A 14,607-nucleotide genomic window follows, 5' to 3' on the forward strand; every position below is an offset into this window, starting at 1 on the left:
GGTCAGCGGGTCGGGTGGGCGGTGCCGAAGTAGCGGGAGTGCTCTGCCGCGATGACGTCCCAGTCACCCTCGAGCGGGAATCGGACCACGTCCCAGTTGGCGTCGTAAAGGCGTTCCGAGGCATCCTCGTCGCGCAGGGCGGTGCTCTCGATCTCCGGGTCGTCGACGAAGACGGCCAGCTTCACCCCGGGCATCCGGTAGACGAAGTCCGCCATCGCATTGGCCTCGGTGATCAGGGTCTGGGTCGCGTCGGGAAGACGCAGGCCGCGCTCCTTCAGCCACGTCACGAGGTCGCGCTCCAACGGGGTCCGCACGTCCACGGGCTCAGGCGACTCGCCCGGCTGGGCAGTCGGATCCGGGCTCTGGTCGGCGAGCAGCCGGCGGAACTGCTCGCTTCGGGACTCACCGCGCGCGTCGCGCTCGGCGACGGCGGAGGCGAACCGGAGCAGCAGGGCGCGGATCGTGCGGCGGTCGATGAGCGTGTGGTTGAGCTGGTTTCCGTAGGTCAGCAGGCACTCGTAGCAGCCGCGCTCGCACTTGCGGTCCGGGTGGGGGCCACCCAGGTCGACTCCCTGCTCGTCGAAGTGGCAGATCGCCAGCGCCTGGCGGGCGGCCTTGGCGAGCGCGTCCGGCTCGGCCTGGAGGCGGCGGAGTACGCCGGCCCCACCCTCGGCGGCCTCCGCGAAGAGGAAGCGGTTGCGCGGGCCGTCGTTCGGCGGGAGGAGCTCGCTGTTGAGCTCGGAGTCCTCCAGTTCGAAGGCGGCCTCGATGCCGCGTTCCAGGGCGTACATCAGGGAGAGCGCGATCGGCTCGGGCAGCGGCTCGTCGAGGGTGAGGACGAGGATGTTGCGGCGGTCCTCGACGTACGGGATGACGCGCTTCTTGCGGCGCTTCTCGTTGCCGTCGGCGTCGACGACCGGCAGCTCGGCGGAGTCGCCGGAGGCGTCGGCCGCGTCGCGGTCGTTCATCCAGCGGCCGTCGGCGGCATCGAGCCAGTAGCCCGCCGGGTCGTCCTTCTTGGCGCGCAGCCGGCCCACGTTGGTGATCCGGACGGTCGCGGAATCACCGTAGGCCAGCGCCGCGAGCGGACGGGAGCCGTCGGTGACCCTGGCGTCCTGGCGGCCCTTGCGGGTGCCGTGGTCCTGGAAGGCGTAGGAGGTCTCCAGCTTGTAGCCGGCCCGGCGCCGTTCCTCCTCGTCGGAGGAGATGCGCTCGCGGCGCTGGGTGTAGACGGTGTGCAGCTGGAGCAGGCCGTAGGTGGCCGCGCCGAGCGGCTCGTCGCACATCTGGCAGCGGTTGTCGAGCTCGCGCGGGTCGTGGTGGTAGCCGCAGTGGTCGCAGCGGCGGGCCTCGCTGGTCGTGATGTCTCCGGAGGCGTCCGGCGGGAGCTGGATGCGGGTGACCTGGTAGCGGGCACCCTCGTGGTAGATCAGCGCCCCGGGGCCGAACTCGCGGATGGCGAGGAAGCGGGGGCGCTGCAGGTAGTCTCCGTCGCCCTGGCGGCGGCCGGTGGTGGGGATGTACGCGGCGAGCGGCAGACGGGGGAAGGAGTACCCGGGCAGGAAGCCCTCGGAGGCGAGGTAGCGGTAGGGGTTGAAGTCGGAGAGGACGGACTTGTTCTCCGCGCTCTCGTTCTTGAGCAGGTTGAGCTGGGTCTCGGCCTCCCGCCGCCGGCCCACCGCGCGCCTGCGGTCGCCCTCGGTGAGGCTGTGGTCAAGGACCCGCTTGTTCTGGACGTACTGGTCGTCCAGCGCGGCCCGGTACAGCTCGCGCCAGCGGTCGAAGGCGCGGTCGAACCGCTCGGGGACGGTGCACACCCGGTCCTCGATCCACCGCTCGTCCCACCACGTGGTCCGGGCGAAGTCGGGCAGCAGCGGGCCGAGCACCTGGTAGGCGGCGGCGATCGTGCGGGTCTGGGCGCCGGTGTCCCGCGAGGCGGCGTGGAGGCCGGGGTGCAGTTCGAGGGCCGGGTTGGGGCGGTCGCCGGTCTCGGGGTAGGAGATGTCGAGGACCTCGGTGACGGCCCGGCCGAGCTTGAGGCCGGCCTCGGCCAGCCAGATGCCCTGGACGTGGGAGAGAACGAGGTCCTCGTTGGCGAGGTCGAGGCGCGGCGGGGCGACGGCACCCGCGACCATGCGCTCGGAGCGACGGAAGTAGTACTGGTCGTGGCTGTTGCCGGTGGCGCAGTACGTGGTGACCAGGGCGGGCTGGCCGCTGCGGCCCGCGCGCCCGGACCGCTGTGCGTAGTTGGCGGGTGTCGGCGGGACGTTGCGCATCATGACGGCGTTGAGCGAGGAGATGTCGACGCCCAGCTCCATCGTCGGCGAGCAGTAGAGGAGCTTCAACTCCGCCTTGCGGAACGCCTCTTCACGGTTCTCGCGCTCGGTCGGGTCGACCTGGGCGGTGTGCTCCCGGGCGAAGAGACCAGCCAACTCCCTGGCCGCGTTGCGGTAGAGCTCCTGGAAGAACGTGTTGACCCGCGGGCCGTCACCGCTGGCGTAGGTGCGGGTGAGCGGGTCGTGGGCGCCCCGCTCGCCCTTGCCGGCACGCCAGACCAGGGTCTGCGCGGCGACCCGGTAACCGGTGGTGGCCGACCCGGCGGGGCTGCGGAAGCGGCCGGAGCGCTGCGGGGTCTGCGAGACCTCCCTGACCAGACCGGCCTTGGCCAGCACCTTCAGCAGCTCCTCGATGACGAGCTGGAGGTCGCCCTTGTCGAGCTCGCGGAAGGCACGGTCCGTCCGGCGCAGGTACTTGCCGAACTTGCCCGCGGCCGACAGGAACAGGCCGGAGCGATCCAGGCCGGGGCGGGAGGGCTGGGGGTAGGCGGTGCCGACCTTGGGGCTGTCGGACTTGGTCAGCACCCACGGGTCGATGAGGCGTTCCTCGCTGGCCCGCTGGAGGGAGTCGAAGTCGTCGCGGAAGTACTGCACGTCGATGGCGAGGGCGCGGCGCATCTCGTCGAGGAGCGCCTTCGTGATCTCGGCGCGCAGGGCCGGGTCGGCGTCGCGCAGCGCCTGGTGGGTGCCCTCCCACCGCTCCTGGTGCTCGGCGACCCACTGGAGGTCCTGGTAGTCGATCTCCAGCAGGCCGGTCTGTTCCAGGTTGGGCATGGTGATGCGCCAGCCGCGTTCGAGATCCAGGTAGAGCCGGAAGGCGATGACGTCACGCAGGGTCTTCGCCGCGCTGCGGGCGAGCGCGGGCGGCAGGTCCGCCGCGTCGCCGGCGTAGTCGGCCGGGGCGAGCGCGAGGGCGTTGGCGACCGAGGAGGCCAGCTCCTCGTGGTGGATGCCCTCCTCGCCGGCCGCGACGGCGGCCCGGTAGAGGGCGCCGCGTACCTGGGTGATCTGCACGAAGTCGTTGAAGTGTCCGGCCTGCAGGGAGGCGTCCTGCCGGTTGTCGACGAAGGTGAGGAGCTTGCGCGCCTCCTTGTCGAGGGCTTCCTCCGGCACCGACTTCAGCGAGCGGACCACGGAGGCGGAGATCAGCGAGGTCGCCGAGGAGCGGCCTTCCTGGCCGAGTGTGGCGAGCTTGGCGAAGTCCCGGCCGCGGGTCTGCTCGTAGGCGACACCGCAGTGCACGCAGAACAGGAACGGGGACGGGATGAATGCGGCTTCCAGTTCGCCGTATCCCTCGGTGCCGTACGGGTCCACGGTGACGGCTCGCGGCACCCGGTCGCGGTGCGACTTGCGGACGACCTCCTGACCGCGGTCGTCGATCTCCAGCCAGGATTCGGGGAGCCGGCGGTCCGCGATGGCGGCCTCGGTGTTGCGGGGCCACGGGCGGTCGTGGTCGACGTAGAGGTAGCCGTCGCCCTGGCGGCCGCCGGTCGCGGAGGTGTCGCGGCGCGCCTCGTAGCGGACCTCACCGTCCTTCTCCGTACGCCACACCGTCAGGTACTCCTGGCCGCACTCGCGGCAGAAGGCGAGCGGCATCAGCAACTTTCCACCGGAGCCGGGCTGTTCGAGCTGGTAGCCGCGGGTGAGGTGACGGGAGAGCTTGTCCTCCAGGGTGGTGTAGACGGTGTCGCCCTTGGAGAGGAACTGGTGCAGGCGGAAGGCGAAGAGCGGCCGCTCGGTGACCGGGTGCCGGGCCTGTGAGCCTGCCTCCAGGGTGGCCCGGATCGCGGCGGCGCACTGCTCCGCGGGCACACCGCTCTGCTCCGCCAGCTCTGCTGCGGCGACCTCGATCTTGGCGGGCTTCTGACGGACGAGACGACCGTCGTCCGCGTCGGTGGCGAGTCCGAAGCGGGTCTCGATCCAGCGCGCGAGCGGGTCGCGGACGAGCTCGCCGTAGGCCCGCGGCGCGGCCGGGGCCCTGAGGCGCTCGGGCGACACGGTCGGCGGCGCGTCGTCGGTGGCCCGTACCAGGGTCTCGCCGATGACGTGCCGGGGCTCGACCTTGACGCCGAAGAGGGTCGAGGCGACGTTCGCGACGACCTTCCGCTGGTCCTCGGTCGTGCCCTCGGTCGACATGGTCGCGGAGGTTCCGACGCACTGGAGCCGACCGGCCTGGCACGCCTCACGAACCCGGCGGATCAGCAGGGCGACATCGGCGCCCTGGCGGCCGCGGTAGGTGTGCAGTTCGTCGAAGACCAGGAACTCCAGGCCCTTGGCCATCTTGACGAGGCTCTTGCGGTCGTCCGGCCGCGTGAGCATCAGCTCCAGCATCACGTAGTTGGTGAGCAGGATGTCCGGCGGGTTGTCGCGGATCTCCTTGCGGGCCGCGTCGTCCTCCTGGCCGGTGTAGCGGGCGAAGGTGACGGGTTCACGGCCGTTGCCATAGCCGTCGCGAAGGTACTTCTCAAGCTCCTTGAGCTGGCTGTTGGCAAGGGCGTTCATCGGGTAGACGATGATCGCGCGGACCCGCTTGGCGGCCGCCGGGCCCTCGGCCTGGCGGTCCTTCAGGACCTTGTCGACGATCGGCACGATGTATCCGAGCGACTTGCCGGAGCCGGTTCCGGTGGTCAGCACGTACGAGGCACCCGACTGCGCTGCTTCGAGCGCCTCGCGCTGGTGCTGGTGCAGGGTCAGCGGACGGCCGTCGCAGACCGTACCGCCCTCCGTCTTCTTCGCCTGGAAGATGCGCGCACACTCTTCGTGCAGCACATCCCGGCCCGCGAGCTCCAGGACGGTGCCACCGCCGGCGAAGAATGGGTTCAACGACAGCCACGGGTCGGGCCACTGGGACTTGGCGTCCAGGTCGTCCTCGACGAACGCAGCGATCCGATCGTCGCGAATGACCGTCCCGCCCTCGGTGAAGGAGCGATAATCCTTGATGAGCTCGCGGTGGACACCGAAGACGTCCATACCCGTGGTGGTCGCGGGAGTTGCGGGCGCCTCAGCAGCGGATGCCGTGGGCTGTGCGGTCTGTGCGGGCTGCGCGGTACGCAGGGTCGGGACAGGGTCGAACGCGCTCCAGGTGGGGAGCTGCCGGGCACCGCCGTCCCGGTCGACGAGCGGGAGGAGGACGTCGCGGACGGCGACGGCGTCGGCAGGGCGGTCAACAGGCTGCTTCGCGAGGAGACGGTCGATCAGGCGGGCCAGCTCCGCGGGCACGTCCTGCCGGATCAGGCCCACCGGAGTCGGGCTGTCCTCGATGTGCTTGCGCATCAGCTCGTACGCCGCCTCTCCGACGAACGGCGCGACGCCGGTGAGCATCTCGAAGAGCAGGCAGCCCAGGGCGTAGAGGTCGGCGGCCTGCGTCACCTGCTCGGCCTTGAACTGCTCGGGTGCCATGTACCGGGCGGTGCCGACCGCGACGCCGGTGCTGGTGAGCCGGGCGTCCTCGGCGTCGTCGACGATCCGGCCCATGCCGAAGTCGAGGACCTTGACGACGCCGCCCCTGGTGAGCATCACGTTGGCGGGCTTGAGGTCGCGGTGCACGATGCCGGCCGCGTGCGCGGCGGAGAGTCCGTCGGCGATCTGGGCGCCGATCGCGGCAACCCAGGCGATGGGGAGCTGCCCCTCCTCCGCGATCAGGTCGCGCAGGACCTCTCCGTCGAGGTACTCCATCGCGAGGTAGGGCAGGCCGCCGTGGTCCTCGTCCACGCCACCGTCGATGAGGCGGCTGAGGTGGGGGTGATCCAGGCGGCGCATGATGCGCACCTCCCGGGCGAAGCGCTCGACCGCCTTGGTGTCCCCGTAGGTGTCGATGGCAGCACCGGAGCGGCGGCGGAGGATCGTCTTGACGGCGACCACGCGGTCCGGTCCGCCCGTGGGCGACCTCAGATCCTCGGCCTTGTGGACTTCCCCCATGTTGCCGGCGCCGATCGCCCCCAACAGACGGAACCGGCCACCGATCAGCTCCAGGCCCACTGTCACTCCTCCACACCCCGGATTCCGGACGCACCACGCCGCATGCCACTCCCGCGCGCCACCGACCGTCGCTGGGCGACGAGCGGGCGGCGACAAGAGGAACCGTACACGATTCCCGGAGACACGTACACCATATGTTTTATGTGTTGACGGCGCTAACATGCTGCCGCTAGCGTCTCCGTGTACATCGGGTTCGCAGCTCGCAGCGTGCACGCATTCGAGGCCGCCGTGCCTCACCTCCGTGTGAAGGGGTGGGAAGATGAACCACCAGGTTCCGAGCCTGAAGGCCGCCCTCGGCAGGCTGTACGCCGACCTTCAGACGAAGCAAGTGCGCGGGGTCGTGCCTTACCAGGTCTTCCGCAGTGAGACCGAGGCGCTCGGGCTGAGCGAGGAAGCACGCGGCCGACTGGCCGACGCGCTCACCGCGATGAAGCTCCGGATCGGCGAACCGCCCCGCCAGGAGGCCGAACGGGCACCCGCACAGCGGCGGGCCGCTTCCCCCCGTATGGACACCGCGCGCCGGCTACTGGACCGCTTCGCCGACCGCGCGGGGATGGTCGACACCCGGGCGGTGGATAGGGTCGCCCGGCTGGCCGGCCTCTCCGTGTCCGAGACCGAGGAGCTCCGGTCCGGTGCCCGAATCATCCCGTCGCCCGACGGCGCCGCAACTGCACCAGACCCGCGCGGCGCTCCCCCGGGAGCCGCGCTGTCGATCCCGGCGCAGGCGGCGCCGGTCGCGGCAGGCCACCTGGAGCGAGCCGTGACCGCAGCCCGCGACGTGCTGACCGATGACCGCTTCACCCTCCGCCCGGCCAAGCGCATCCTCACCGCGGAGGAGGAGGTGGGCCTGACCGTGCTCCTGCGGGGCGGGGTGCGGCGGATGGGCATCGAACCGACCGACGAGGAACTGGCCGGGCTCCTGCCGGAGGACGAGCGGCGACGGGCACGGGACTGCCTGGTCGTGCACAACCTGGGGCTCGTCCACTCCCTCGCGCGGCAGTTCACCGCCCAGGGGCTGGACTACGAGGACCTCGCTCAGAGTGGCAAGCTCGGCCTGCTGCGGGCAGCCCGAAAGTTCGACCCGCTCATGGGCATCAAGTTCTCCACCTACGCCACCCAGTGGGTCCGCCAGATGATCGGCCGGGCCGTCGCCGACGAGGGCAGCGCCATCCGCGTTCCGGTGCACATGCACGAGGTCATGCAGAAGGTGGCCCGCGCCGAACGTGCCCTGCTCTCCCGGGGCCTCCCGATCCGGGCCGCCGACGTGGCGGTTGCCTGCGACCTCCCGGTGACGAAGGTGGACGAGGTTCGGCGGCTCAGCCGTCGCACCGACTCGCTGGACCGGACCATCGGCGACGGCGTCCATCTCGGCGATCTCATCGAGACCCGTACCGCGATCCCGGGGGTGGAGGGCACGGTCATCGACGCCCTGACCGAAGCGGAGCTGCACGCGGCCGTCGCAGCGCTTCCCGAGCGCTTCGCCCGTATCGTCACCAGGCGGTACGGGCTGGACGGGCAGGACCCGGCCACCCTGGACGAGCTCGGGAAGGCCCTCGGGGTCACCCGGGAGCGGGTCCGCCAGCTGGAGGTGAAGGTCCGGCCCGTGCTGAAACTCGCCTTCACGGACCCCGCCGGTGCTCCGTACCTCACGCTGCGCAGGATGCTGACCGACAAGTGGCTCGACGCCGCGTCGTCCAACGCCGTGTACGCGATCTCGAAGGACCTCGCGAACCGGGACTGGCTCGCCGGCGTAAACGCCCTGCAGACCTTCCGCAGACGTGAAGGGGGCCGGTTACCCGAGCCGGACCACCAGGAGGGGGACTTCCCCCTGGGCCAGTGGATCGACGAACAGCGTGAGATCGCCGGCTTCAACGGGGCCGGGCTGCCCACCCACCGCCGGGTCGTCCTGGAGTCCCTGGGCGTGGAGTGGCAGCGTGCGCCCCTACCCGTCCGGAAACGGCCGGTGCCCCGTCCGACCCCGCCGGCCGCGGCACCGTGACCAAACCGCCCCACAGCACCGGGCAGTACAGCCGAACCCGAGAACGGACGACAGTGTGGAACCCAGAGACGAACTCGTCGACTACCTCCGGCGCCAGCTCGTCGGCCCCGCCCACGGGCCGGAGGAGATCATCGACGCGCCGCCCGACCGCCAGTACCTGATGGGTACGCTCTACGCCCAGGACGCCGACCTTCAGCAGCGGCTGACCGTCTCGGCCGAGCAACTGGACGGCCCCGGCACGGAGTCCACCGCGAGCGACACGAACCCCTCCTCCGATCCCGTTCCGGAATCCAACTCGTGGCTGCCGTCCTCCCTCGGGCTCAGCTTCTACACCGACGCCTCGGCCATCGAGGTGCGCTGTACCGGGGCCCGGTACGCCACGCTGCAGGGCGAACACGGCCGGCAGTGGAAGCGGATGCCGCTGGAGGACGAATCGCACGTCATCGGACCGGACGGGGAGCAGGTCACCGTCCTCGACGGCCGGGCCGAGATCCGGGTGCGGCGACGCGGTTTCGGCCCCGGACACCTGGTCACCGTCGCCCTGGTCAACACGGCGCGTGCCGGGCAGGCCCTCGGCCGTACGGCACAGTGGGACCGCATGCCGTTCCAGGTGGGGCTCGCCGTGCGACCGGTGGACGGCTCGGTCCTCCAGTACCCGAGCGTGCGGCTGGCCAGCCGGGACCCGGAGGAACAGGAGCTCCGGCTCCAGTACCGGCACGTCCGCACCCACGCCGTCGGCCACGGCTGCGCGGTGGAGGAGGAATCGGACGGGAGCGGGCGAATCACCGTGCTGCGGGCGGCCGTGATGCCGGAGGCCGAGGTGCCGGCCACCCGCGCGGCAGGACTGGTCGACACACCGGTGCTGAGTCTCCTGCACCTCGCGGATCCCAACCTGCCCGTGGACGAGCTCCGCTCCGAGCTCGCACTGTTCACCGCCGACTACCGTTCATGGTACGAGGACCAGTGCCGGACGGACGTTCCCGCATGGGGACGCGAGGCCGCGGAACGCATCCTGGAACGGATCGGCTCGGCCGTCCGCCGGATGGAGGCCGGCGTCCGGACGCTCTGCGATCCGTCCCGCCCCGAGCTGCTCCGGGCGTTCCGCACCGCCAACCGGGCCATGACCCTCCAGATGCGCCACATCCGCCCCGACCAGGCCGGGGAGCGCCGCGGCCGGCACGAGCCCGTACTGCTCGATCCCGAGCCGGACGCCGAATCACGCTGGCGCCCGTTCCAGCTCGCCTTCTTCCTGCTCGCACTCGACGGAACGGCCGACCCCGGCCACCCCGACCGCGAAGTGACCGACCTGATCTGGTTCCCCACGGGCGGCGGCAAGACGGAGGCGTACCTCCTCCTCGCCTCCTTCGCGATGCTGCTGCGCCGCGGCGCACCCAACGGCGGCGGAACCGCCGTGCTGAGCCGCTACACCCTCAGCCTCCTCACCACGCAGCAGTTCCAGCGCGCCGCCACCACCCTCTGCGCCCTGGAGACCCTGCGCCGCGCGGACCCGGGCACCCACGGCGACGAGCCGTTCTCGATCGGGCTCTGGGTGGGCGAGGCGACGTCGCCGAACTCCTACGAAGCGGCCCGCAACCTCTTCGACGAGGTCCGCGCCGCCGCCCGCCCGGAGGACGTGTTCATCCTCGACCGGTGCCCGTGGTGCGGCACCCGCATCCTCCCGGCCCACAAGTCACCCGACATCGGCGACTACGGGGTGCGCGCCGCAGCGGACTCCTTCGCCTTCTTCTGCCCGCGCGAGAAGTGCGCCTTCCACGACGAGCTGCCGGTCGCCGTGGTGGACCAGCAGCTGTACGACCGCCCGCCGACCTTCGTCCTCGGCACCGTCGACAAGTTCGCCCGGCTCGCCTGGGAACCGCGCGCCGGCCGACTCTTCGGGGCCGGCACCGCCAACCTCCCGCCGTCGCTCGTCATCCAGGACGAGTTGCACCTGCTGACCGGACCGCTCGGCACGACGGTCGGCCTCTACGAGGCGGCGGTGCTCGGCCTGTGCGCCACGGCTGACGGGAGGGGCCCCAAGGTGGTGGCCTCCACCGCCACCATCCGCCGCTCCGGCCCGCAGGTCCGCGCCCTGTACGGGGGCGACGTTCAGCTCTTCCCCCCGGCAGGCCTGGATGCCCGCCACTCGTACTTCGCCGAGCCCGACACGTCACGGCCCGGCCGTCGCTACGTCGGCGTGATGGCACAGGGTCACACCGCCGGCCGTGCGGCCGTGACCACCGCTGCCGCCATGCTCCAGGGCGCCTGGGAGCTTCCGGAGGAGCACCGGGACGATTATTGGACCCTCGTCGCCTACCACCACAGCCTGCGAGAACTGGGCCGCACGGTCACTGCGGCAGCCGACGACATCCCGGCGCAACTCGCTGGGCTCGACAACGGCCGCGGCGCACGCGAGTTGACCGACCGCCAGGTGCAGGAGCTGACCAGCAACCTGCCTCGGGCCGAGCAGCCCGTCCTGCTCGACCGGCTGGAGCGGCCGTGGGACGATCCGCAGGCGGTGTCCTTCCTGCCGTGCACGAACATGCTGTCGGTCGGTGTGGACGTGAAGCGGCTCGCGCTGATGCTCATGCAGGGACAACCGAAGACGACCGCCGAGTACATCCAGGCCACCAGCCGGGTGGGTCGCCACACCGTGCCCGGCCTCGTCGTCGCGTTCTTCAACGCGACGCGGCCCCGCGACCGCTCGCACTACGAAACCTTCGGCACCTACCACCGCTCGCTGTACCGGCACGTCGAACCGACCAGCGTGACTCCGTGGTCCGTCCCCTCGCGGCGCCGTGCCCTGCACGCCGCGCTGGTCATCCTGGTACGGCACCGACTCGGCATCTCCGAGGAGAACCAGGCCGGCCGCCTCCCTGACGTGCTGCCGGCCGCCGAGGAACTCGCCGAAGAGCTTATGACGCGGGCCGCCGCAAGCGATCCGCGCGCCGCCGACGGCATCCGGGCGGAACTCGCCCAGTTGCTCACCGACTGGCAGCACGCCGCTCGCGAGGCCCGGGCGGACGGCAAGGAACTCCACTACCGCAGCCAGGGCAAGGGCCAGTTGAACCTGTTGAAGGGATTCGAGCAGTACGGCGGTCTTTGGGAGACCCCGAACTCGATGCGCAACGTCGACCGGGAGTGCCAGGTGACAGTGAAGGGAAGCGACCAGTGAGCCGACGACTGAGGGTCCGCCAGGCACAGACCGTGCTTCCGTTCGGGGTCGGCGCCGTCCTGGACATCCAGGGCGAGTCGTTCGTCGCCACCGGCATCGGGGACTGGCCGCGGCTGCGGCAGCCCGTCGAGTCCCCGCGGCTCGCCGCCAAGCTCGGCGTGACCGGCTTCTACGCTGCCCCGGCCGCGACGGACGACCGGTACGACCGGCAGGACGCGGCTGGCGCGCCCTACATCCGCTTCCCGGCCTGGCTGTTCTGCGGCTCGTGCCGGCGCATGGTGCGATGGCGCATCACCGACGAGAAGCACGGCGTCCCGCCACGCTGCCCTTCGTGTTCGCCAGTGCGGCAGCTCACGCCGATGCGCTTCGTGCAGATCTGCGCAGCTGGCCATCTGGGTGACGTCGACTGGTGGTTCTGGGCGCACTCGCGGCACGACGCCGCCGGGCGCCAGGCCTGCACCTCCCGCGAGCAGCTGCGGTTCCGGGTCTCCGAGCGGGCGACCGGTCTGGAGGCGCTCTCGGTCGAGTGCGGGGTGAAGGGCTGCGGCGCCTCCCGGGACCTCCTGGACGTCCTGGGCACCCACGGCCTGCGCTGCTCGGGGCGCAACCCGTGGCAACGGGCCGGCGAGGCCGCACCGTGCGTGAAGCCCGTGCAGATCGTGCAGCGCACGGCGGGCAACCTCTACTACCCCGTCACGCACTCGGCCCTCGACATCCCGGAGGGCGACACCTCGGCCGTGACCGACCAGGACCTCGCCGCCAAGGTGCTGGCGAACGACCTGTGGATCCCACTGTGCCGGGCCTCCGAGGGGTCCAAGGCCGGGGTGTTCCGCGAGATGATCAAGGAGGACACCGGCGCCGACGACGCGCTCCTGGACGCACTCCTGGCAGAGGAGACGGGCGCCGTCCCGCCGTCCTCCGGCGAAAGCACCACCGCCTCGGCGCGCCCGGACCTCAGCCGCGAGGAGTGGGCCGCGTTCACCGCGCCGGCCCGTCCTGCCACACGCGACTTCACAATCCGCGGCACCACCCTCGGCCTCGCCCACGAGACCGGCGAACCCTGGGCCGAACTCCACCGCCGGATCGGGCGGGTCGTCCTCGCGGACCGGTTGCGCGAGGTCCGCGCCCTTTCCGGGTTCAGCAGGGTGTCACCGGACGCGGCCTTCGTACCCGCCGACACCGCGAAGCGGCTCAAGTGGCTGCCCGCCGTCGAGGTCTTCGGCGAGGGTGTCTTCCTCACCCTCGACAAGGCCTGCCTCACCGACTGGGAGCAGGACGAGGAGGTCCGCCGACGAGTCGCCGGGATGCGCGCCGACCTGGACGGATCCTTCCGCAAGGACCAGCTGGCCGGCCTGACCGGAGCGGAGCTGTCGCCCCGCTTCGTCCTCCTGCACACGCTCGCCCACCTGCTCATCCGCCAGCTCGCCTTCGAGTCCGGATACACGACGGCGAGCCTGCGCGAGCGGGTGTACGCACGGCCCGAGCACGACCAGCACGGAATCCTCGTCTACACCGGGGCCGGCGACGCCGAAGGCACCCTCGGCGGACTCGTCCAGCAGGGCGAGGCGCCCCACCTCGCCGAGACCTTCCTGCGGATGATCGAGGCCGCCGCCTGGTGCTCCGCCGACCCGCTCTGCGCCGAACACAGCGGCCAGGGCTTCGGCAACCTCAACCGCGCCGCCTGCCACGCCTGCTGCCTCCTCCCGGAGACCAGCTGCGAGAGCGGCAACACCCTCTTGGACTGGGCCCTCCTCGTCGGGGGCGAACAGGTCCCCGGCTACTTCGAATCCGTCGTCTCCGCCGCTCGCGCCACCGCGGCCGCCGCACTGGAGTAGGCCACTGCCATGACGATCACCTATCTCGACCTCAGCCCCGCCCAGCGCACCTCGCTGGACACCCTGCCGTTCGACGGCAACCACCTGGTCAGCGGCCCGCCCGGCAGCGGGAAGAGCCTGCTGGCCGCCCAGCGCGCCCTGATGCTCGCACTCACGGGCACGCCGACGGTCCTCCTCACCCGCTCCAACCTGCTGCGCCAGACCATCGCACCGGTCGTCTCCGCCCTCGGCACCGAGGACCACGGCGTGCGCGTCTCCACGGCCCACGCCTGGCTGGCCCAGTGGTTCGGCGGTGACGCACCAAAGACCGACGACGGCTGGTTCGACTGGGCCGGCTTCTACGAGCGGGCCGCGATCGCCGACCCCGGCCCCGCCCTCATGGTCGACGAGGGGCAGGACCTTCCGGTCGGTTTCTACCGGCTCTGCCGCATTCTCGGCAGCCGTACGACGGTGTACGCCGACGAGTGCCAGCGCCTCACCGAAACCAACTCCACGGTGGCCGAGATCGTCGGCGCTCTCGGCCAATGCACCAGCCACACGCTCGCGGGGAACCACCGCAACACCCGTCAGATCGCAGAGCTCGCGGCCCGCTTCCACACCGGCGCCACTGCCCCGCCGCTCCCAGATCGAGAAGGCCCGACGCCCCGTCTGCACCGCCTCGACCATCCCGGTGCCGTGACCGATCTACTCATCGCCCTTGCAGAACGCCACTCCCGGCGCAGCATCGGCGTCATCCTCAGCTCCGCCCACGCCCAGTTCGACGTGCTGACCCGCTTGGAACGCAAGGCTCCCCGCCTGCAGCCCCAGCTCTACACCTCACAGGCCACACACGGTCGTTACCGCACAATCGACTTCACCCGCCCTGGCATCGTCATCGTCAACCGCGCCAGCGCCAAAGGCCTCGAATTCGACACCGTCGTCATCCCCGACACCCACGCCGATGGCGCCGCCGACCCCACCTCGGCAACGCTGCGCATGACGTACTACGTCCTGGCAACCCGAGCGCGACAGGAGCTGCATTTCGGCTACGCAGGAGATACCGAGACGCCACTCCTTGCATCCCTGCGCGAAGGACTGCTGCTACGCCGCTGAACGTTGCTCACTCAAGCCACCGGGAATGACCTGCACCTCTGACAGCGGTGATCAACCTGCAGCTCATTCGATCTTGGTGGCTAATTCCAAGTTCCTTGCGATGACCCAGAGTTGAGATGCTCTGGGGCGGCCCGGGGAGCGGTCTGGGACTTGTTCCTTGGGCCAGGGGTGGCAGCGTGGCCACGGTGCAGTGGA

General features: G+C 71.0%; 5 protein-coding genes. 4 read left to right on the plus strand and 1 reads right to left on the minus strand.

The window, feature by feature from the left end:
- Nucleotides 1-2: 2 nt before the first annotated feature.
- Nucleotides 3-6,254: a protein kinase domain-containing protein gene (locus KV557_RS02000; protein WP_256176830.1), complete on the minus strand. Its 6,252-nt coding sequence runs from the start codon at nucleotides 6,252-6,254 to the stop codon at nucleotides 3-5.
- A gap of 319 nt (nucleotides 6,255-6,573) precedes the next feature.
- Between KV557_RS02000 and KV557_RS02005 the strand changes: the two genes are divergently transcribed.
- The 4 genes from KV557_RS02005 to KV557_RS02020 are packed head-to-tail and all read left to right on the plus strand — an operon-like array spanning nucleotide 6,574 to nucleotide 14,412.
- The gene (locus KV557_RS02005) at nucleotides 6,574-8,313 is read left to right on the plus strand and encodes a sigma-70 family RNA polymerase sigma factor (protein ID WP_218197787.1); all 1,740 of its coding nucleotides are present in this window, start codon (nucleotides 6,574-6,576) and stop codon (nucleotides 8,311-8,313) included.
- Between the two features lie 55 nt (nucleotides 8,314-8,368).
- Entirely contained in the window at nucleotides 8,369-11,485 is a 3,117-nt protein-coding gene (locus KV557_RS02010; RefSeq protein ID WP_218197788.1) for a helicase-related protein, read from the plus strand.
- Nucleotides 11,482-13,320 carry a DUF1998 domain-containing protein gene (gene drmB / locus KV557_RS02015; RefSeq protein WP_218197789.1) on the plus strand — a complete coding sequence of 613 codons (1,839 nt, stop codon included), beginning with the start codon at nucleotides 11,482-11,484 and terminating at the stop codon, nucleotides 13,318-13,320. Before KV557_RS02010 ends, drmB begins: the two co-directional genes overlap by 4 nt.
- Nucleotides 13,321-13,329: 9 nt before the next feature.
- A complete protein-coding gene (locus KV557_RS02020; RefSeq protein ID WP_218197790.1) occupies nucleotides 13,330-14,412 on the plus strand; it encodes a DNA helicase in 1,083 nt (360 codons plus the stop codon).
- The last annotated feature ends 195 nt before the right edge of the window (nucleotides 14,413-14,607 follow it).

Source organism: Kitasatospora aureofaciens (assembly GCF_019192735.1).
In the GTDB taxonomy this organism is placed as follows: Bacteria; Actinomycetota; Actinomycetes; order Streptomycetales; family Streptomycetaceae; genus Kitasatospora; species Kitasatospora aureofaciens_A.

Bases quoted from the DNA above. Each gene is read 5' to 3' on its own strand.
- KV557_RS02020 (WP_218197790.1), top strand. From the start codon at position 13,330: ATGACGATCACCTATCTCGACCTCAGCCCCGCCCAGCGCACCTCGCTG.
- KV557_RS02000 (WP_256176830.1), bottom strand. From the start codon at position 6,254: ATGGGGGAAGTCCACAAGGCCGAGGATCTGAGGTCGCCCACGGGCGGA.
- KV557_RS02005 (WP_218197787.1), top strand. From the start codon at position 6,574: ATGAACCACCAGGTTCCGAGCCTGAAGGCCGCCCTCGGCAGGCTGTAC.